The organism is Pseudomonas rhizophila (assembly GCF_003033885.1).
GTDB lineage: Bacteria > Pseudomonadota > Gammaproteobacteria > Pseudomonadales > Pseudomonadaceae > Aquipseudomonas > Aquipseudomonas rhizophila.
On sequence record NZ_CP024081.1, the window covers coordinates 5,832,775 to 5,851,175 of the forward strand.

The window sequence follows — 18,401 nt, forward strand, 5'->3', positions numbered from 1 at the left end:
GGCGTTCAAAGTAGAATGATGGGCTTCTCGATCATTCCCACGCTCCTGCGTGGGAATGCCGCCAGGGACGCTCCGCGTTCCGCTTTTGGAAGGTGATGCAGAGCGTGGACACGATCAAATTCCAACTGATGATGTAAGCCAATCCGACTAAGCAACAGCCACTCGATTACGCCCCAAGGCCTTTGCTCGATACAGAGCTTTGTCCGCATCGTTCATCAGGCTGTGAAGGTCCTTATTACAAGCCTCCGTCGACGCGACGCCGAGGCTGGCTGATATGCAGTGAACAGGCTCGATCATCAAACCCGCAATCGTATCGATGAGCTGTTCTGCAATTTGGGTAGCGACTTCGATGGAAGTGTCCGGAAGCAGGATGGCGAACTCTTCCCCGCCTAGCCGACCATGAATATCCGTTCCCCGAAACGACGAACTGATGACCGCCCCCATCTGGCGCAGAACCTGATCCCCCACCTGATGGCCGTAGGTGTCGTTGATGTGCTTGAAGTGATCCATGTCCAGCATGACGGCGCACAACCCTACCCGCTTGGCCTTGCATTCGTCGTAGAGCTGTTGGGCATGCTCGAAAAAAGCCCGACGGCTCTTCAGGCCGGTCAATTCATCGGTTTGGGCTGCGCGAGTTGAAATGCTGTTGGCCTGTTCCATTTCGCGGGTGAGTCGAAAAGCGGTTTCCAGTGCCTGGGACATTTTGTGTGTAGCGCGGGCGGCAAATGCTGCGAACACCAAAATCGAGAGTGCGATGCCCACTTGAATCGGCGACGGTTGAAACAGCAGCCAGGCGGTGCACGGCAACAGCACCAGGCCAATGGAGACGAGGGTCATATCACGGTAGGCGGAGTAGCAGGACACCGCGCTGACGGACATGCCGACAGTAAAAAGCATGACCAATGCCTGGGACAACAGATCGTCCGCCGGCATGACCGCTAATGCGCCTCCTCCCCAGATGCTGGCGGACAATACCAGTGTGATCCAGTATTTGCGCTCCCAGCGTTGGGGGGTGCGCTCGCTTTCGTCGCTGCGAACATAGGCAACGAACAACGAAATGCGCAACAGCGTCGAGCCAGTCAAGATGGCCAACCACCAAAAGATGACGCTGTGTTCAAAGCGATCCCAGCACAGCCAACACAGCATGATGGCAGCGAGGTAGCTCCCGAACACCGCAGAAACCGATTGGCGAAACAGTTGCTGCAGTCGGTCAGTTCGCACCTGCTCGGCTATGAAGAAAGCCTGGTCATTCCGAGATCCTGGGCAATCCATGTGATCCACCTGATCGTGACGCAACTGAAAGAGAGCGATTGTGGCACCCTGCCAGTAAGGCGAACAACTGAATTACACCCACAGTCCCGATATCCCGATTAAACCGAACCCCGTGGCGAGGGAGCTTGTTCCCGCTGGGCGGCGAAGCAGCGCCAACCATTCCTACAGACAAATCGCATCGTCTGCTTTACCGGATCAGGCAGGCATCAATCCCGCCTCCTGATAGCTCGATATCAAATCATCGAACAGGCTCACATCCGCCCGAGTTCGCGCGATTAACTGAGCACCCGCCACAGCGGTGTAAATAGCGAGGGCTCGGCGTTCACATTCTTGCGTGCCGCCAGTTCCGGCATCTGCCAATACCTGGGCAAGCCACGTTACGTTACCGTCCACAAAGGTCCTGATCTCTCGTGACACCTCATCGGGAAGGTCTTCGTATTCGGCTGCCATGAAGCTGGAAAGACAAAGTTTGTTGCCGTCCTGAAGCGACGTTCGAAAAATGGCGGCGTACAGCTGCACGCACTCCTTAGGATCGGTATTGCCGGCCCGGATCCCTTCAAGCACCCGCCGCGTGTCCTGCCAGTAGCGTTCAGCAACCGCCGCGGCCAGGCCGGCCTTGCTCGGGAAGTGGTAATAAATGCTGGCGTTCTTGATGCCCACCTCTTCGGCAATGTTACGGAAATTTATCCCATTGTAACCGTGCAGTTGTGCAGCGGATTTCGCTGCCGCCAAGATGGCTTCTCGAGCATTTTCGTTCACGTTTTGGCCTCGTTTCGAAATTCGATTCACTCATGTCGTCGCGATTCTACGCCCGGATTTGCTTACCTGCCAATTGTCAGGTAGGGGATTGACAGCGCCCGATCTCCAGCTCAATCTTTTACCTACCAATTGACAGGCAGGTAACCGAATCATGACTTCTTCACAACAGAGCGCTGATGTTTACACCGTTCCTACGATGAAAATTTACGATTGGTTCAACGGCCCTTACCCCGCCCGAGTGCGCATAGCGCTGGCGGAGAAGGGATTGCTCTCGAAAATCGAATTCGTGTCGGTGAATCTCTGGAGCGGCGAACATAAGCAACCCGAGTTCCTGGCCCTCAATTACTCCGGGACACTGCCCGTGCTGGAGCTGAGCGATGGGACGCTGATTGCCGAGTGCACGGCGATTACCCAATACCTGGATAGCCTGGTCGGCGAACCGACGCTGACGGGCGAAACACCTGTTGAAAAAGGCCTCATCCACATGATGACCAAGCGCGCCGAGATCGAGTTTCTCGATGCGGTCAGCATGTACTTCCACCATGCAACGCCGGGCCTGGGCCCAAAGGTCGAGCTGTACCAGAATGCAGAATGGGGCGGCCGAATGGGCGATAAGGCGATCAGAGGCATGCGCTATTTCGACAACCTGCTCAAAGACCGGCCTTTTGTAGCGGGTGACAAGTTCTCGATGGCCGATATTGCGGTGCTGGGCGGCATGATCTTCGCCTCGCTGGTGCAGCTCTCCGTTCCTGAAGAATGTGTCGCATTGCGCGCATGGCATGCCAGGATGCAGGAACGTCCCAGCGTGCAGACATGGCGTGCCATGGTCGAGCGTGGCGTTGAGCCGCGATAGTGGGTAAACCCGCCAAAGAAAAACCCGACGCTTTAGGTCGGGTTTTTCCTGGATATTCCGACCCGCAAGTGAGTCACGGGTGGAAAAGGGGTGGAGCGTAATCTTGAAAGAGCACGAGCAAGCCTTGTTTACGGGTCACTCGACTTGCGACAGCTTAGCGTCGTCGCAACCGGCAGCACGGCACTCGCGCTCGACAGCCTTGAGTATGACGATACGCGCCTCGGTCTTCTCATTGGCACAGTCCAGGTAGAGCAGGCCATCGTTGGAACAGGCGTTGTCACGGATTTTGATCCACTGGATTTGAGCGGCTTTCACTTTTTTCTTTTGCTCCGGGTTCAGAGCACTCATCGTCTTCTTGTATTGCTCGTTGATTTCCTGATCCGACTGAACCATTTTCAGCGACGCGCAATAGGTCCTGTCATAGGCGTTTCTAGGGTTATCGCAACTCATCGCAGATGCCGATGCCGATGCCATTGCCAGCAATGTCCCAACCAACAAAGACTTGATCACTCACTTCACTCCCTGAATGCCCTCTATTCATTAGAGGTCGCGGCGGGGAATTTATCATGAGGGTTGTAGAACAATGAAGCAGATCCTAGGGCGTATTCGGCCTGAACAACGGGCAAATGCTGCTAGGCGGTCGGGAGCAAGTGATTTCTGAAAAAGGCTGCGTAGCTCTCGCCGCCCTCACCGATGCGACTGTCCCGACCAAAGTCGGCGCGCCCGTAGCCCCCTCCACCCCTGCGACTGCAAAGCGGACCCGAAAGACAAGCAACCACCACTCCCCGTCCGCCAGGCTACCCAACCTTGCGCCTTTGCCTACAACTACGCCAGCATCCGCCCGTTTATGCGCCTTGTCCTCGGGGGTCTACGTTCCGCTTCGGGCCGGCAACTAGCGCACTGTAACTTTCCTAAAGTTGCCGAGGCTCAGCCGCGCAGCCTCGATAATCTCAGGACTGTTTACTTCTTCTAAGATCCGTAGAGCATTATTTTAATACCGAGGATGACTACCAAATTCGAAGACCATCATGTTTGCAAAGTACTTGTCCAAATCAAGTAAGTCCCGACAGGTACTACCTTCATAATAAAGTAAGCCGGAGCCGCGATGGTTTGTGTTGTTAAGTTTATCGCACTTTTTGGTGTTTCGGACTAAAGCTATACACAAAGCAGCCGATATTTTGCGTGAGCTTTATATAGTTGCATAACGAACGAAAAATCACATAGGGAGTACAAAATGTCGTGGGGTTCAGTCAATGCATTTCATATATATGCAACTGTTGGTGTGGGCATCTGCTCCGTATCCTTAATGTTTCTTATACGTGATCCAAAAACACCGAAGTGGTTAGATGTTGCAGTTGCAATTACCCTACTGCTATTGGCGGCACTTTTTTTAGGCTTGGTACAGTCTATTTTTAATATTTTGCCAGAGGACACAATTAGCGATAGAGATTTAAAAAGTGAGTATCAAGTAGCGCTTTATGTTATTCCGTTCTTCACGGCTGGTCTTGCGACTAATCTGTTATCAAATATTATTTTGAACCAGCGCGACTACACAGATACGATGAGCTTCTATGAGGCTGCACGAAGGACAGCTTGGTTTATCTGGATTGCTTTTCTCACTTCGACCTTTGTGGGGCTACTTATGTATGTGGGGTACAAGCAAATAGAGAAATGGTCTATAAGCCGATAATTAAATAAGTTGGAAAAATGTTGCCTGTCCGATTTCTGATTATCGATGAAAATGGAACAGGTAGATTGTGGTGGGGGAATTGTATTTATGCTTTGCCTCATTCGAACTGCAATAAACGATGTCGCAAGGATCGCTTATGAGAAACTCAAAAAAAGTAGCGTTGCTTTCAATTGCTTTATCTTCTTTTGCTTTAACTTGGGTCTGTTTTAAATCATTTCCTCTCTCAAGTGTAACCGCTGCTTGGTTAAATCTCGGGGCAGGCTTATTGGCTATACTTGCTATTATGTGTGTCGCTAGTGAGTATTTTTCACCTCCAAAGCCAGGAGATAATATACGAGCGCCGGATAAATTCACCCGAGTAACAGCTGGACTAACGGGTCTTGCATCAGGCGTATTTTGGGTTGCAAGTGCCTGGTATGGAATTTTTCCACCACCCGCGTAACTACTTGATCTATTCCTCTCACTGAGTGGAAGTAAACTTCCTGCCCATCGTCCCATCGACATTCCAAACCAAAAAACGGGCCTGCATTCCCACGCAGCCCCGTTTTTTTTACCACCCGATCAGATCAAAACGCCGGCAAAACCGCCCCTTTGTACTTCTCAAGAATAAAAGCCTTCACTTCCGGCGTATGCAGCGCCGCCGCCAGCTTCTTCATCGCCTCACTGTTCTTGTCGTCCTCACGGGCAACCAGAATATTCACATACGGCGAGTCGTTCCCTTCAATCACCAACGCATCCTTGGACGGATCAAGCTTGGCCTCCAACGCATAGTTGGTATTGATCAACGCCAGATCCACCTGAGTCAGCACCCGCGGAATGGTCGCGGCTTCCAGCTCACGGAACTTCAAATCCTTCTGGTTCTCAACAATGTCCTTGGTCGTCGACAGGATGTTGTTGGAATCCTTCAGCGTGATCACCCCGTGCTTCGCCAGCAGCAACAGCGCACGGCCGCCGTTGGTGGCGTCGTTAGGGATGACCACGTTGGCACCGCCTGGCACTTCTGCCAGTGTCTTGAACTTGCTGGAGTACGCGCCCAAAGGTTCCAGGTGCACGCCGGTCACGCTCACCAGGTGGGTGCCCTTGGCTTTGTTGAACTCATCCAGGTACGGCTGGTGCTGGAAGAAGTTGGCGTCCAGGCGCTTTTCGGCGACTTGGACGTTCGGCTGGATGTAGTCGGTGAAGACTTTGACCTTGAGGTCCACGCCTTCTTTGGCCAGGGCCGGTTTGACGAATTCGAGGATTTCCGCGTGCGGCACCGGCGTCGCCGCGACGGTCAGGGTCTCGGCGGCGTGGACGGAAAATGCTGCGGCGGCAGCGAAGGCAACCAGTAGTTTTTTCATTCAGCTAACTCCTTGTGGGGCGCCCGCTCTCGGCGCCTGCCAGCGAATGGCCGGCTCATGGTTTATTGGCCGCGAGGCCTTACTTTCTAGAGAAATGCACAACCAGTTTGTCGCCCACGGTTTGCAGGACCTGGACCAGCACCAGCAGCAACACCACCGTGACCACCATCACATCGGTCTGGAAGCGCTGGTAACCGAAACGGATCGCCAGGTCACCCAAACCACCGGCACCGACCACACCGGCCATGGCCGTGTAGGACACCAGCGTAATCGCTGTCACCGTAATCGCGGCAAAAATGCCTGGACGGGCTTCCGGCAGCAAGGCGTTGACGATGATCTGCCGCGTGGTCGCGCCCATGGCCTGGGTCGCTTCGATGATGCCGCGATCGACTTCGCGCAAGGCGGTTTCCACCAGGCGGGCGAAGAACGGTGTTGCGCCGACCACCAGTGGCGGAATCGCGCCGGCCACGCCCAGGGAGGTGCCGGTGATCAATACCGTGAACGGGATCATCACGATCAACAGGATGATGAACGGCAGCGAGCGCAAGATGTTGACGATCAGCGACAGCAGCGCATAAACGCCGCGGGCTTCGAGCAACTGGCGCGGGCTGCAGAGGAATAACAACACGCCCAGCGGCAGGCCGAGTAGCACGGTGAAAAGCAGCGAGCCAAAGAGCATCAGCAGGGTGTCGCCGGTCGCCAGCCAGATTTCCAGCCAATCGATGTTGGCGAAGAATGAATTCAACAGTTCCATCAGCGCAGCACCTCCATGTGGACGTCAGCCGCGGTGAAGCGGGCGAATGCCGCCTCCATGTCACCGCCGGTGACGGCGAGGGTCAGTTGCCCGTAGGGGGTGTCTTTGATGCGGTCGATACGACCGGCCAGAATGCTGTAGTCCACGCCGGTTTCCCGGGCGACGGTGCCGAGCAATGGCGCGTAGGTCGCTTCGCCTTGGAACGTCAGGCGCACGATGCGCCCTGGTACGTGGGCAAAGTCGTCGCGCTGTTCGCTTTCGTCGATCTGCTCGTCTTCCTGGACGAAACGCTTGGTGGTCGGGTGCTTGGGATGCAAGAAGACCTCGGCCACGGGTCCTTGCTCGACGATCACGCCGGCGTCCATCACCGCCACTTCATCGCAGACGCGGCGGATCACGTCCATTTCATGGGTGATCAGCACGATGGTCAGCTTCAGCTCGCGGTTGATTTCCGCCAGCAGTTGCAACACCGATGCGGTGGTTTGTGGGTCCAGTGCGCTGGTGGCTTCATCGCACAGCAGGATCTTGGGCTTGGTCGCCAGGGCGCGGGCGATGCCGACGCGCTGCTTCTGGCCACCGGACAACTGCGCCGGGTATTTTTTGGCGTGGTCGGACAAGCCCACCCGCGCCAGCAATTCGGCGACGCGCTGGTCGATTTCGCTGCGGGACAATTCACCCGCCAGCGTCAGTGGCAGCGCCACGTTGTCGGCCACGGTCTTGGACGCCAGCAAATTGAAGTGCTGGAAAATCATCCCGACCTGCTGACGGAAACGCCGCAAGCCGCCGGCGTCCAGGGCAGTGACTTCCTCGCCGTCGACGATGATCTTGCCGCCGCTGGAGTCTTCCAGGCGATTGATCAGGCGCAACAGGGTACTTTTTCCCGCACCGGAATGGCCAATCAGGCCGAAGACCTGACCGTTCTCAATCGTCAGACTGGTCGGGTGCAGGGCGGGGATATCCCTACCGGCGACCCGGTAGGTTTTATGGACGTTTTGAAACTCGATCACGTAGCGAACCTTGTGGGGCGCGTTGGAAAAGGATCAGCGGTTAGCCGGGCGCGCATTTTAGCCTGTCCGTATAGAGGTTCTTAGCATTTATTTGCGATTGAACCAGCCATTTGGCAATAAGGCGATCAAAGGACATAAAAAAGGAACGCGGCGAATCGGTATCGGTCACTCACTAAGCAACTCGAAAATGCCCGGGTACCGTGCCTGCGGCATCGAACTCAAGAGTCCTGGCCACGGCGGGGATCGCAACGAGGAGTTATGTCTGATGAGTACCAACAAGCCCACCGGCACCGAGAGCCAACTGGCCGGGACCGACACGCTGGATCGCGGCAACACCAACGCCAAGCTTGAAAGCCTGGAACAGTTTCGCTCCGACGCCACCGAGCAGGCGCTACGCACCAATCAGGGCGTGAAGATTGCCGACAACCAGAACACCCTCCGGGTCGGGGCGCGCGGGCCTTCATTGCTGGAAGACTTCATCATGCGTGAGAAGATCACGCATTTTGACCATGAGCGCATCCCGGAGCGTATTGTCCACGCCCGCGGCACCGGCGCCCATGGCTACTTTCAGAGTTATGAAGCGCATTCGGCGCTGACCAAGGCTGGTTTCCTACAGGATCCGAGCAAAAAAACGCCGGTATTTGTGCGTTTTTCCACGGTGCAAGGTCCACGAGGATCCGGCGACACCGTGCGAGATGTGCGGGGCTTTGCGGTGAAGTTCTTTACCGACGAAGGCAACTTCGACCTGGTGGGCAACAACATGCCGGTGTTTTTCATCCAGGATGCGGTGAAGTTTCCAGACTTCGTCCATGCGGTGAAACCCGAACCCCATAATGAAATTCCTACGGGCGGTTCGGCCCACGACACCTTCTGGGATTTTGTCTCGCTGGTGCCGGAGTCGGCCCATATGGTGATTTGGGCCATGTCTGACAGGGCCATTCCCAAAAGCCTGCGGTCCATGCAGGGTTTCGGCGTACACACCTTCCGCATGATCAACGCCGAGGGCCGGAGCAGCTTCGTCAAATTCCACTGGCGCCCCACAGTCGGCACCTGTTCGCTGGTGTGGGACGAAGCGCAGAAGCTCGCCGGTAAAGATACCGACTACCACCGTCGCGATCTTTGGGAATCGATCGAGATGGGGGACTACCCGGAATGGGAATTTGGCGTACAAATTGTCCCCGAGGAAGACGAGCATAAGTTCGACTTCGACCTCCTCGACCCCACCAAGCTCATTCCCGAAGAGCTCGTTCCTATCACGCCCCTGGGCAAGATGGTATTGAACCGCAACCCGGATAACTTCTTTGCCGAGGTCGAGCAAGTCGCGTTCTGCCCTGGGCATATCGTGCCGGGCATCGATTTCACCAATGATCCGCTGCTGCAAGGCCGGCTGTTTTCCTACACCGATACGCAAATCAGCCGACTCGGTGGGCCGAATTTTCATGAGCTGCCGATCAACCGGGCGATTACCCCGGTGCATAACGGCCAGCGTGACGCCATGCACCGCACCACCATCGACAAGGGCCGCGCTTCCTACGAGCCGAACTCCATCGATGGCGGCTGGCCGAAGGAAACCCCGCCCGGCCCGCAGGACGGCGGCTTCGAAAGTTATCCAGAGCGCATTGATGCCCACAAGATTCGTCAACGCAGCGAGTCGTTTGGCGATCACTTTTCCCAAGCGCGGCTGTTCTACAACAGCATGAGCCCCCACGAGCAGGAACACATCATCGCCGCCTACAGTTTCGAACTGGGCAAGGTGGAGCGGGAGTTCATTCGGGCACGACAGGTCAATGAAATCCTCGCCAACATTGATCTGAAGTTGGCCGAGCGGGTGGCAATAAACCTCGGGCTGCCAGCACCGACCGCCTGCACCGTGGACGTACCGAAACCTTCGTTGGAACAATCCCCCGCCTTGAGTCAGGCGAACCTGCTGTCCGGGGACATCAAGACCCGTAAGGTGGCTGTGCTGGTGGCCAACGGTGTCGATGGAGCGATTATCGATGCGCTCAAGCAAGCCTTGGAAGCCAAGGGAGCTCACGCCAAAGTGCTGGGGCCGACCTCCGCCCCCGTCACCACAGCCGCTGGGCAAAAACTGCCGGTGGATGCGTCCATGGAAGGTATGCCGTCCATTGCCTTTGATGCGGTGTTCGTCCCAGGTGGCGCGGAATCGATCAAAGCCTTGAGTGCGGACGGCGTGGCGTTGCATTACGTACTGGAAGCCTACAAGCACCTGAAAGCCATCGCGCTCAACGGCGAGGCCCGGCAATTGCTGGTGCTGTTGAAGCTGGAGGCGGATGCGGGGCTGATTCCCGACGCGGATGCCAGCCAGTTCCCGGCATTCTTCGACGCTATTGCCCAACATCGGGTGTGGGCGCGGGAGCCTAAGGCCAAGGCGATTCCGGCTTGATGGGCGGCTGACAGAGCTTTTGTTGGTAGGACGCTATCGCGAGCAGGCTCGCTCCCACAGTGGTTTTGTGTCGATCACAAAGCCTCATGTGGGAGCGAGCCTGCTCGCGATGCTTTTTAGGGATTGCGCGGTGTCAGCACCATTTGCGCCGGTACGTTGCGCAGAATCTGCTTCTGCAGTTTCAAATCAAACCCCGGGTCCAGTTTCTTGACCCGCTTGGTCAGCAAAGTCGCCAACCACGGATAATCGTCGGTACGCGGCGCCTGGATGCTGACGTCACATTGAAAATTCACCACGTCGGCGGCAATGGCATCCAGTTGTCGACGCATTTTCTGGATATCGCCGATATTCAGCGCAACTGTCGTGCTTTCAGCACTCGGGTCGATCACTTTGGCGACCGGTTTGGCTTCAGCGGCCTTGAGGGCGGCCTCGGCTTTTTCCAGCTCGACCTTGCGGGCCTCGGCAATGGCGCTGTTGACCTCACCGGAGAGCGCCGGCGCCTTGGGCATCAAGGCTCGGGCTCGGCTCAGGGCGGTGGCGGCGGCGTTTACATCGCCTTTTTGCAGGTCAATTTGGCTGCGGCGCAGATACGCCTCGGCCAGTTGCCGTTGGTAGGGTTCCAGCGCCGGGTCTTCCGGCGACTGGGCCTGCAAGGCGGCCAGCTGGTCTTCAGCAGTGGCCAGCTCATTGCCGGCCAGACTTTGTTCAAACTGCGCGAGGGCCGGGCCCCGGGTGTCGGGGGCCTCGGCGACTGGCGGCGAACTCTGGCAGGCGCCCAGCAGCAGGGAAAATGCGACAAGGAGCAGATAACGGGAGGCGAACGGCTTCATTCCTGCGACTCTCTATTTGCGCAAAAAGCGAGCAAGTCTACACCCCTCGGCGGGGCAGGACAAAACTCAGCAGAAATAGCGCGGCGGCGCTGACCACAATCGACGGCCCGGCCGGGGTGTCCTTGAACCACGATAGCGCCAGCCCGCCGCATACTGCGAGCATGCCCAGCAGGCTGGCGCCCAGGGCCATCTGCTCCGGGGAGCGGGCGTGCCGCTGTGCTGCGGCTGCCGGGATAATCAGCAAAGAAGTAATCAGCAATACACCGACGATTTTCATCGCCACGGCAATGACCACCGCAATCAACAGCATCAACGCCAGCCGCAAACCCACCACGGGCAAGCCTTCGACCCGCGCCAGTTCCTCATGCACAGTAACCGCCAGCAACGGGCGCCAGAGCGCTACCAGCAGCAGCAGGACGGCCGCGCTGCCACCCAGGATCCACGAAAGATCCATGGGGCTGATGGCAAGCAGATCACCAAACAGGTAGGCCATCAGATCAATCCGCACGTCATGCATGAAGCTTAGTACCACTAGCCCGAGAGACAGGGTGCTGGGCGCCAGAATGCCCAGCAGCGTGTCGGACGCCAGCGGTTGACGCTGTTGCAGCGTCACCAGCAGCACCGCCAGCAACAGGCAGCCGACGGTCACCGCCACTGCGGGGCTGACGTCCAGCAAAAAGCCCAGGGCCACGCCCAGCAAGGCCGCGTGGGACAAGGTATCGCCGAAATAGGCCATGCGCCGCCAGACCACGAACGAGCCCAGGGGGCCGGCCACCATCGCGAGGGCCAGGCCTGCGAGCAGGGCGTACAACAGAAAATCAGCCATGCTTGCAGCCATCTCCATGAACATGGGTAGTAACAGACGAGTCGCTGACCACCGAACCATGCAGGTCATGGGCGTGATCGTGATGGTGGTGATAAATCGCCAGGCTTTGTGCGTTCTTTCCGAACAGTTCGACGAATGCCGGATCGCCGCTGACCTGCTCGGGATGCCCGGAACAGCAGACGTGGCGATTGAGGCAGACCACCTGGTCAGTGGTGCTCATGACCAGGTGAAGGTCATGGGAAACCATCAGCACGCCGCAGCGGTGACGGTCGCGCAGGCGGGTGATCAGGCTGTACAGCTCGGCCTGACCGGCCACGTCGACCCCTTGTACGGGCTCGTCGAGCACCAGCAGCTCGGGTTCGCGCAGCAGAGCGCGAGCCAGCAACACGCGCTGCATTTCACCGCCGGAAACACTTTGTACCGGACTGTCGATCACCTGTTCGGCACCGACTTCGTTGAGCGCCGCCAGGGCCCGTGCGCGATCCACGCCAGGCACCAGGCGCAAGAAGCGCAGGACCGACAGGGGCAGCGTCGGGTCCACATGAAGCTTTTGCGGCATGTAACCGACCCGCAGCTTCGGCTTGCGCCAGACGCTGCCGCTGTCGGGTTTGAGCAACCCCAGAACGGCACGCACCAGAGTCGTCTTGCCGGCGCCGTTGGGGCCGATCAGGGTGACGATCTGCCCCGGCTCGACGCTCAGGTAGATGTTATCCAGCACGCTCTGGCCGGCGAACGTCACGCCTACGTGCTCGAGACGGATCAACGCATTGCTCATCAGGCCCCCTGGCAACCGGAGCAGAGCCCGACCACTTCGACGGTCTGGGTATCAACCACGAAACCCACTTCTTTGGCGCTGGCAACGATGGCATCGCTGATGGACTTCTGCTCCAGCTCGATGGCTGCGTGGCATTCGCGACAGATCAGGAACTGGCCCTGGTGCGCGTGTTCCGGATGATTGCAGCCAACGAAGGCATTCAACGACGAGATGCGATGCACCAGGCCGTTTTCCAGCAGGAAATCCAGCGCCCGATAAACCGTGGGCGGCGCGGCGCGGCGGCCGTCCTGCTCACTGAGCACCGCGAGTATGTCGTAGGCGCCCAGCGGCTTGTGGCTTTGCCAGACCAGCTCCAGCACGCGTCGACGCAAAGCGGTCAGGCGCAACCCTTGGCGCGCACAGATGGCGTCGGCCTCGGACAGCGCGGTGTGCACGCAGTGAGAATGGTCATGGGGACGACTGGCAAGGGGCGTAATAGGCATGGGCAGCGACGATTTTAGTGAGAGACGTTATTATGTTACCCGTTCTCGCCTCTCCGAGTGGTCATCGTGTCCCGAAATTTTTCGATCTTTGTCGCTTTTGTCGCCAGTTTTCTGCTGATCGGCCCGGCCCAGGCCGAAGTCAAAGTGCTTACCAGCATCAAGCCATTGCAACTGATTGCCGCCGCGGTGCAGGACGGCGTGGCGGTTCCTGAGGTCCTGCTGCCGCCCGGCGCTTCACCTCACCATTACGCCCTGCGGCCTTCCGACGTACGGAAGGTGCAGTCGGTGGATTTGCTCTACTGGATTGGCCCCGACATGGAAAGTTTCCTGCCGCGCGTGCTGAACGGTCGTACGTTGCCGTCCGTCGCGGTGCAGGATGTGCCCGGACTCAAGCTGCGTCACTTCGCCCAGGACAGTCATTCCCACGCCGAAGATGAGCATGACGCCGATGAGCATGATCACGACCATCGCCCCGGCACCATCGATGCCCATCTGTGGCTCTCGCCAACCAATGCCCGGGTGATTGCCGCCAAGATGGCTGCCGACCTCAGCGCGGCCGATCCGGCCAATGCCAGCCGCTATCAAAGCAACCTCAAGGGTTTCAACCAGCGTCTCGATGCGCTGGATGCGCGTTTGAAGACCCGTCTGGCCGGCGTCGCGGGCAAGCCGTATTTCGTGTTCCACGAAGCGTTCGACTATTTCGAAGACCACTACGGCCTCAAGCACGCCGGAGTTTTTGCCGTGGCCACCGAAGTCCAGCCCGGCGCCCAACACGTGGCGGCGATGCGCAATCGCTTGCAGGCCGTGGGCAAGACGTGCGTCTTCAGCGAACCGCCCCTGCGCCCGCGCCTGGCCGAAACCCTGGTGGCCGGGTTACCGGTGAAATTGGCGGAGTTGGATGCGCTGGGCGGCTATACCCCTGCGACGGCGCAAGGGTATGAGCAGTTGCTGGAGAAGTTGGGGAATGATCTGGCGGGGTGCCTGGAGTCGCTATAACTGCCGAGCGCAAACCCTGTGGCGAGGGAGCTTGCTCCCGCTCGGTTGCGCAGCGACCGCAAAATCTTAGGGCTGCTGCGCACGCACCCCAGCGGGAGCAAGCTCCCTCGCCACAGAGGCATTCAGTTGCGTCAGAGGGCGAACGGCAACATCGCACTGACCGTCTGCCGCTGCGCCAGGCGCTGCTGAAACTCCATTGGATCGTGGATCAGTACATCCTGCCCGGCAAAAGACTCGGCGGCGATCAACCGTGACAGCCAGAAGCGCACGCATGCCACGCGCAGCATCGTCGGCCATGACTCGGCCTCGGCAGCGGTGAATGGGCGCAGCGCAGCATAAGCCCCCAACAAGGCCCGCGTCCGTGGGCCATCGAGCACACCGTTGTCATCCGAACACCAGTCGTTCAGGGCGATGGCAACGTCATACAGCATTGGCCCGGAGCAGGCGTTATAAAAGTCGATCAGCCCGGTCAGGTGTGTGCCCTCGAACATCGCATTGTCGCGGAACAGGTCCGCGTGGATGTTGGCCCGGGGCAGCGCCAGAATTTTTTCCTTCTGTTGGGCGATTTCATCCAGCGCAGCCTCCAGCAACCGACGGGGTTCGGCATCCAGGTGCGACAACAGCTTCGCGCCCTCCTCCTGCATCCAGTCCAGGCCGCGATCAGTCTTGCGCTTGATCATGTTGTTCTTGGTCGCCAGGTGCAGATGGGCCAGTAACTCCCCCACCTGGGCGCAATGCTGTGCGTTGGCCTGCTTGATGTGCTTGCCGGCCAGGCGCGGTTGCAGCAGCGCCGGCTTGCCAGCCAGTTCTCGCAGCGCAACGCCGTCGGTGGTACGCAAGGCGTAAGGCACCGGCAGGTCGGCGTCATGCAGTACATCCAACAGCTCGATGAAGAAGGGCATTTCCTGCACCGGGCCGCGTTCCACCAGGGTCAGGACAAATTCACCCTGCTCCAGGCTGATAAAAAAATTGGTGTTTTCGCTGCCGGCGGCGATCCCCTGGAAATCAAGCAGGCGGCCGAGCCCATAAGGGGCGAGAAAGGTTTCCAGCTCGGGCCGAGCCAGGGGAGTGAACACAGACATGGTTAAAAACTGCCAGTACGGGCGCCCATCAGCGAGCGCCGGTTGAAGTCGAGAGCGGTATTACCACTCAAAGATTTTCCACGATGGAATCAGCATATCCGGCTGATCCGAGCGGATGAAATTCCCGTCGCTGCCATCGGCACGGACCAGGAAATAAGGCTTGCCGTTCTTGGGCGTGACCTTGATCGCGTACAGAAAGCCGTTTTGCCGGTACTCCTGAATGGTCCTATCGCCTTCGGTGCGGATGGTGACATCCGGGTCCGCCGAGGGGGCGTCGTCCGCCGCCATGACGGCCAGCGGGGTGATTGCAAACAAGCCAGCCAGTAACAGGCGATTTAGTGTACGCATGATAACCTTGTCCCTTTGTCGTCAACGGTCCCGCTATTCTAGCCCCGGACCCGCCGAAAAGGTTGATCCTGCTCATGAGCCAAGCCCCCCTCGTCCTGGTGGACGGTTCTTCTTATCTTTATCGCGCCTTTCACGCGCTACCACCGTTGACCACCTCCAAAGGCCTGCCGACAGGCGCGGTCAAGGGCGTGCTGAACATGCTCAAGAGCCTGCGCAAACAGTATCCGGACAGCCCGTTCGCCGTGGTGTTCGATGCCAAGGGTGGGACCTTTCGCGATGAGCTGTACGCCGAATACAAGGCCAACCGCCCCAGCATGCCCGACGACATGCGCGTGCAGATTGAGCCGCTGCATGCCAGCGTCAAGGCCCTGGGCTTCCCGCTGCTGTGCGTGGACAACGTCGAAGCCGATGACGTGATCGGCACCCTGGCCCGCAGCAGCGCCGCAGCCGACCGTCCGGTGGTGATCTCCACCGGCGACAAAGACATGGCGCAACTGGTTGACGGGCACATTACCTTGGTCAACACCATGACCGGTAGCGCCCTGGACGTGGCTGGCGTGAAGGAGAAGTTTGGCGTCGCTCCGGAGCAGATCATCGATTATCTGGCACTGATGGGCGATTCTTCCGACAACATTCCCGGTGTTCCGGGAATCGGTCCGAAGACCGCCTCGGGCCTGCTGGTGGGCGTCAATGGCGGCCTGACCGAGCTGTATGCGCAACTGGACATCGTCGCCACCTTGCCGATTCGTGGCGCCAAGACCCTGGCCGCCAAACTCGAAGAACACAAGGAAATGGCCCTCCTCTCCTACGAGCTGGCGACCATCAAGACCGACGTGCCGTTGGATGTCGGTCTCGACGACCTGCAAATGGGCCAGCCGGATCACGAGAAACTCGCCGAGCTGTATACGTTGCTGGAGTTCAAGAGCTGGTTCGAAGAAAACCAGCGCGATGCCAAGCGTGCCGGTCAGGAGATCGTCGAAGCTGCCGACGAACAACCCGGCGCCGCTGAGGCCAAGTACGAGATCATTCTCGACCAGGCACGTTTCGACGCCTGGCTCGCCAAGCTTGAACAGGCGCCGCTGTTTGCTTTCGTCACCGAAACCAATGGTAACGACGCCCAGCATGCGCAACTCGTAGGGTTGTCGTTTGCCGTCGCGCCCTTTGAGGCGGCCTACGTTCCCTTGACCCATTCCTACATGGGCGTGCCGGAGCAACTGGATCGCGACACGGTGCTCAAGGCGCTCAAGCCATTGCTGGAGAACCCGAACAAGCTCAAGGTCGGCCAGCATGCCAAATTCGAAACCAACATCCTGGCCAACTGCGCCATCGGTGGTGATCAAAACAACGGCATTCTTGTGCAAGGCATTGCCTTCGACACCATGCTTGAGTCCTACGTACTGGACTCCACAGCAACCCGTCACGACATGGACAGCCTGGCGCTCAAGTACCTGGGACAAAGCAAGACCGATATCCAGGACATCGCCGGCAAAGGCGTCAAACAGCTGACCTTTGACCAGATTGCCCTGGAACTGGCCGGCCCTTACGCCGCCGAAGATGCGGACGTGACTTTCCGCCTGCACCAGGCCTTGCAGGAAAAACTGGCTGCCACGCCAAGTCTGGGCAAGGTGCTCAACGAAATCGAAATGCCGCTGATGCCGGTCCTGGCACGCATTGAGCGCCAGGGTGCGCTGGTCGATGCCAACCTGCTGGGGGTGCAGAGCGTTGAGTTGGGCGAGAAGCTCGTGGCTCTGGAACGCGAGGCATTTGCCATCGCCGGGGAGGAATTCAACCTGGGTTCACCCAAGCAACTGGGGGTGATCCTCTACGAAAAACTTGGCTTACCGGTGCTCAGCAAAACCGCCAAGGGCCAGGCGTCTACCGCCGAAGCGGTGCTGGCCGAGCTGGCCGAGCAGGATTATCCGCTGCCCAAGGTATTGATGCAGTACCGCTCGCTGAGCAAGCTCAAGAGCACCTACACCGACCGCCTGCCAGAGCAGATCAACAGCCGCACGGGCCGCGTCCATACCAATTATCAGCAAGCGGTCGCCGCTACCGGGCGACTGTCCTCGATCGACCCCAACCTGCAGAACATTCCGATTCGCACCGCCGAAGGCCGCAGGATTCGTCAGGCATTCGTTGCGCCGAAAGGCTACAAGCTGCTGGCGGCGGACTACTCGCAGATCGAACTGCGGATCATGGCGCACCTGGCCAAGGATGAAGGCCTGCTCCACGCCTTCCGCAATAATCTGGATGTGCACCGGGCCACCGCCGCCGAGGTTTTCGGCGTAGAGCTGGACGCCGTCACTCATGACCAGCGCCGCAGCGCCAAGGCGATCAACTTCGGCCTGATCTACGGCATGAGTGCTTTCGGTCTGGCCAAGCAGATCGGTGTGGATCGCAAGCAGTCCCAGGCTTACATCGACCGCTACTTTGCCCGCTACCCAGGCGTACTGGCCTACATGGAGCGCACTCGTGCCCAGGCAGCCGAGCAAGGTTACGTCGAAACCATTTTCGGGCGTCGGTTGTACCTGCCGGATATCAACGCGAAAAATCCGGCTTTGCGCAAAGGCGCAGAACGCACGGCCATCAACGCGCCGATGCAGGGCACTGCGGCAGATATCATCAAGAAAGCCATGGTGGCGGTTGATCGCTGGCTGACTGCGTCGGGGCTGGATGCCAAGGTCATCCTGCAGGTCCACGACGAATTGGTGCTGGAGGTGCGCGAGGATCTGGTCGACCAGGTGCGCGAGGAAATTCGCCAGCACATGAGTGCCGCCGCCACGCTGGATGTGCCGCTCCTGGTGGAAGTGGGCGTGGGCAATAACTGGGATGAGGCGCACTGAGTCTCAACTGCTGAAATTGCGGGGACCTGTGTGGGTCAGGGATATATGGTAGGCCCTGTGGCGAGGGAAATCCCCTCGCCAAATCGAATCCTGGCCTCATTAGTTCGGAAAATTCCTAAGGTTATTTCCAAAAATAATCT

The 18,401-nt window shown here is 58.4% G+C and carries 18 protein-coding genes; 6 read left to right on the forward strand and 12 right to left on the reverse strand.

Going from position 1 to position 18,401, the window contains the following annotated elements:
* Positions 1-147: 147 nt before the first annotated feature.
* Positions 148-1,272, reverse strand: a complete 1,125-nt coding sequence (locus CRX69_RS26980; RefSeq protein ID WP_047230115.1) for a GGDEF domain-containing protein — start codon at positions 1,270-1,272, stop codon at positions 148-150.
* A 195-nt stretch (positions 1,273-1,467) separates the two neighbouring features.
* Positions 1,468-2,031 carry a TetR/AcrR family transcriptional regulator gene (locus tag CRX69_RS26985; protein ID WP_047230116.1) on the reverse strand — a complete coding sequence of 188 codons (564 nt, stop codon included), beginning with the start codon at positions 2,029-2,031 and terminating at the stop codon, positions 1,468-1,470.
* Positions 2,032-2,182: 151 nt separating this feature from the next.
* Here CRX69_RS26985 and CRX69_RS26990 point away from each other — a divergent pair, with 151 nt between their 5' ends.
* Positions 2,183-2,884 carry a glutathione S-transferase gene (locus CRX69_RS26990; RefSeq protein ID WP_076383155.1) on the forward strand — a complete coding sequence of 234 codons (702 nt, stop codon included), beginning with the start codon at positions 2,183-2,185 and terminating at the stop codon, positions 2,882-2,884.
* 135 nt (positions 2,885-3,019) lie between these two features.
* Here CRX69_RS26990 and CRX69_RS26995 read toward each other — a convergent pair whose 3' ends face one another.
* Positions 3,020-3,394 (reverse strand): lysozyme inhibitor LprI family protein, encoded by a 375-nt coding sequence (locus CRX69_RS26995; protein WP_080962942.1) that lies wholly within the window; start codon positions 3,392-3,394, stop codon positions 3,020-3,022.
* 724 nt (positions 3,395-4,118) lie between these two features.
* On the opposite strand from CRX69_RS26995, the gene CRX69_RS27000 reads away from it, so the two are divergent.
* Together CRX69_RS27000 and CRX69_RS27630 are read left to right on the forward strand one after the other, a co-directional pair.
* The gene (locus CRX69_RS27000; RefSeq protein WP_076383154.1) at positions 4,119-4,574 is read left to right on the forward strand and encodes a hypothetical protein; all 456 of its coding nucleotides are present in this window, start codon (positions 4,119-4,121) and stop codon (positions 4,572-4,574) included.
* Between the two features lie 136 nt (positions 4,575-4,710).
* Positions 4,711-5,016 carry a hypothetical protein gene (locus CRX69_RS27630; RefSeq protein ID WP_156893483.1) on the forward strand — a complete coding sequence of 102 codons (306 nt, stop codon included), beginning with the start codon at positions 4,711-4,713 and terminating at the stop codon, positions 5,014-5,016.
* 124 nt (positions 5,017-5,140) lie between these two features.
* Here the strand turns inward: CRX69_RS27630 and CRX69_RS27005 are convergent, their stop codons facing one another.
* From CRX69_RS27005 to CRX69_RS27015, 3 genes are all read right to left on the reverse strand, one after another.
* Complete coding sequence (locus CRX69_RS27005; RefSeq protein WP_107323182.1) at positions 5,141-5,914, reverse strand: MetQ/NlpA family ABC transporter substrate-binding protein; 774 nt, start codon at positions 5,912-5,914, stop codon at positions 5,141-5,143.
* A 79-nt stretch (positions 5,915-5,993) separates the two neighbouring features.
* The gene (locus CRX69_RS27010) at positions 5,994-6,668 is read right to left on the reverse strand and encodes a methionine ABC transporter permease (protein WP_047229776.1); all 675 of its coding nucleotides are present in this window, start codon (positions 6,666-6,668) and stop codon (positions 5,994-5,996) included.
* Positions 6,668-7,675 (reverse strand): methionine ABC transporter ATP-binding protein, encoded by a 1,008-nt coding sequence (locus CRX69_RS27015; protein ID WP_047229777.1) that lies wholly within the window; start codon positions 7,673-7,675, stop codon positions 6,668-6,670. The genes CRX69_RS27010 and CRX69_RS27015 overlap by 1 nt, the downstream gene beginning before the upstream one ends.
* A 265-nt stretch (positions 7,676-7,940) precedes the next feature.
* On the opposite strand from CRX69_RS27015, the gene katE reads away from it, so the two are divergent.
* The gene (katE, locus tag CRX69_RS27020; protein ID WP_047229778.1) at positions 7,941-10,079 is read left to right on the forward strand and encodes a catalase HPII; all 2,139 of its coding nucleotides are present in this window, start codon (positions 7,941-7,943) and stop codon (positions 10,077-10,079) included.
* A 116-nt stretch (positions 10,080-10,195) separates the two neighbouring features.
* On the opposite strand, the gene CRX69_RS27025 is transcribed toward katE, so the two are convergent.
* Genes CRX69_RS27025 through zur form a run of 4 tightly spaced genes read right to left on the reverse strand, consistent with a single transcriptional unit; the run spans position 10,196 to position 12,992 of the window.
* The gene (locus CRX69_RS27025; RefSeq protein WP_047229779.1) at positions 10,196-10,909 is read right to left on the reverse strand and encodes a PA5502 family lipoprotein; all 714 of its coding nucleotides are present in this window, start codon (positions 10,907-10,909) and stop codon (positions 10,196-10,198) included.
* A gap of 37 nt (positions 10,910-10,946) precedes the next feature.
* A complete protein-coding gene (gene znuB, locus CRX69_RS27030) occupies positions 10,947-11,735 on the reverse strand; it encodes a zinc ABC transporter permease subunit ZnuB (RefSeq protein ID WP_047229780.1) in 789 nt (262 codons plus the stop codon).
* On the reverse strand, positions 11,728-12,510 hold the full coding sequence (gene znuC, locus CRX69_RS27035; protein WP_076383150.1) for a zinc ABC transporter ATP-binding protein ZnuC: 783 nt from the start codon (positions 12,508-12,510) through the stop codon (positions 11,728-11,730). Before znuC ends, znuB begins: the two co-directional genes overlap by 8 nt.
* A complete protein-coding gene (gene zur, locus CRX69_RS27040) occupies positions 12,510-12,992 on the reverse strand; it encodes a zinc uptake transcriptional repressor Zur (protein WP_047229782.1) in 483 nt (160 codons plus the stop codon). Before zur ends, znuC begins: the two co-directional genes overlap by 1 nt.
* A gap of 66 nt (positions 12,993-13,058) precedes the next feature.
* Here zur and znuA point away from each other — a divergent pair, with 66 nt between their 5' ends.
* Entirely contained in the window at positions 13,059-13,988 is a 930-nt protein-coding gene (gene znuA, locus CRX69_RS27045; protein ID WP_107323309.1) for a zinc ABC transporter substrate-binding protein ZnuA, read from the forward strand.
* 131 nt (positions 13,989-14,119) lie between these two features.
* Here the strand turns inward: znuA and CRX69_RS27050 are convergent, their stop codons facing one another.
* Both CRX69_RS27050 and CRX69_RS27055 read right to left on the reverse strand, forming a co-directional pair.
* Entirely contained in the window at positions 14,120-15,070 is a 951-nt protein-coding gene (locus CRX69_RS27050; RefSeq protein ID WP_076383149.1) for a homoserine kinase, read from the reverse strand.
* A 60-nt stretch (positions 15,071-15,130) separates the two neighbouring features.
* The gene (locus tag CRX69_RS27055) at positions 15,131-15,418 is read right to left on the reverse strand and encodes a DUF2782 domain-containing protein (protein ID WP_047229784.1); all 288 of its coding nucleotides are present in this window, start codon (positions 15,416-15,418) and stop codon (positions 15,131-15,133) included.
* A gap of 74 nt (positions 15,419-15,492) precedes the next feature.
* Between CRX69_RS27055 and polA the strand changes: the two genes are divergently transcribed.
* Positions 15,493-18,261, forward strand: coding sequence for a DNA polymerase I (polA, locus tag CRX69_RS27060; RefSeq protein ID WP_076383148.1), 2,769 nt, complete (start codon positions 15,493-15,495; stop codon positions 18,259-18,261).
* The last annotated feature ends 140 nt before the right edge of the window (positions 18,262-18,401 follow it).

Bases quoted from the DNA above. Each gene is read 5' to 3' on its own strand.
- CRX69_RS26980 (WP_047230115.1), bottom strand. From the start codon at position 1,272: ATGGATTGCCCAGGATCTCGGAATGACCAGGCTTTCTTCATAGCCGAG.
- CRX69_RS26990 (WP_076383155.1), top strand. From the start codon at position 2,183: ATGACTTCTTCACAACAGAGCGCTGATGTTTACACCGTTCCTACGATG.
- CRX69_RS27000 (WP_076383154.1), top strand. From the start codon at position 4,119: ATGTCGTGGGGTTCAGTCAATGCATTTCATATATATGCAACTGTTGGT.
- CRX69_RS27630 (WP_156893483.1), top strand. From the start codon at position 4,711: ATGAGAAACTCAAAAAAAGTAGCGTTGCTTTCAATTGCTTTATCTTCT.
- CRX69_RS27005 (WP_107323182.1), bottom strand. From the start codon at position 5,914: ATGAAAAAACTACTGGTTGCCTTCGCTGCCGCCGCAGCATTTTCCGTC.
- CRX69_RS27010 (WP_047229776.1), bottom strand. From the start codon at position 6,668: ATGGAACTGTTGAATTCATTCTTCGCCAACATCGATTGGCTGGAAATC.
- katE (WP_047229778.1), top strand. From the start codon at position 7,941: ATGAGTACCAACAAGCCCACCGGCACCGAGAGCCAACTGGCCGGGACC.
- CRX69_RS27025 (WP_047229779.1), bottom strand. From the start codon at position 10,909: ATGAAGCCGTTCGCCTCCCGTTATCTGCTCCTTGTCGCATTTTCCCTG.
- znuB (WP_047229780.1), bottom strand. From the start codon at position 11,735: ATGGCTGATTTTCTGTTGTACGCCCTGCTCGCAGGCCTGGCCCTCGCG.
- znuC (WP_076383150.1), bottom strand. From the start codon at position 12,510: ATGAGCAATGCGTTGATCCGTCTCGAGCACGTAGGCGTGACGTTCGCC.
- zur (WP_047229782.1), bottom strand. From the start codon at position 12,992: ATGCCTATTACGCCCCTTGCCAGTCGTCCCCATGACCATTCTCACTGC.
- CRX69_RS27050 (WP_076383149.1), bottom strand. From the start codon at position 15,070: ATGTCTGTGTTCACTCCCCTGGCTCGGCCCGAGCTGGAAACCTTTCTC.
- CRX69_RS27055 (WP_047229784.1), bottom strand. From the start codon at position 15,418: ATGCGTACACTAAATCGCCTGTTACTGGCTGGCTTGTTTGCAATCACC.
- polA (WP_076383148.1), top strand. From the start codon at position 15,493: ATGAGCCAAGCCCCCCTCGTCCTGGTGGACGGTTCTTCTTATCTTTAT.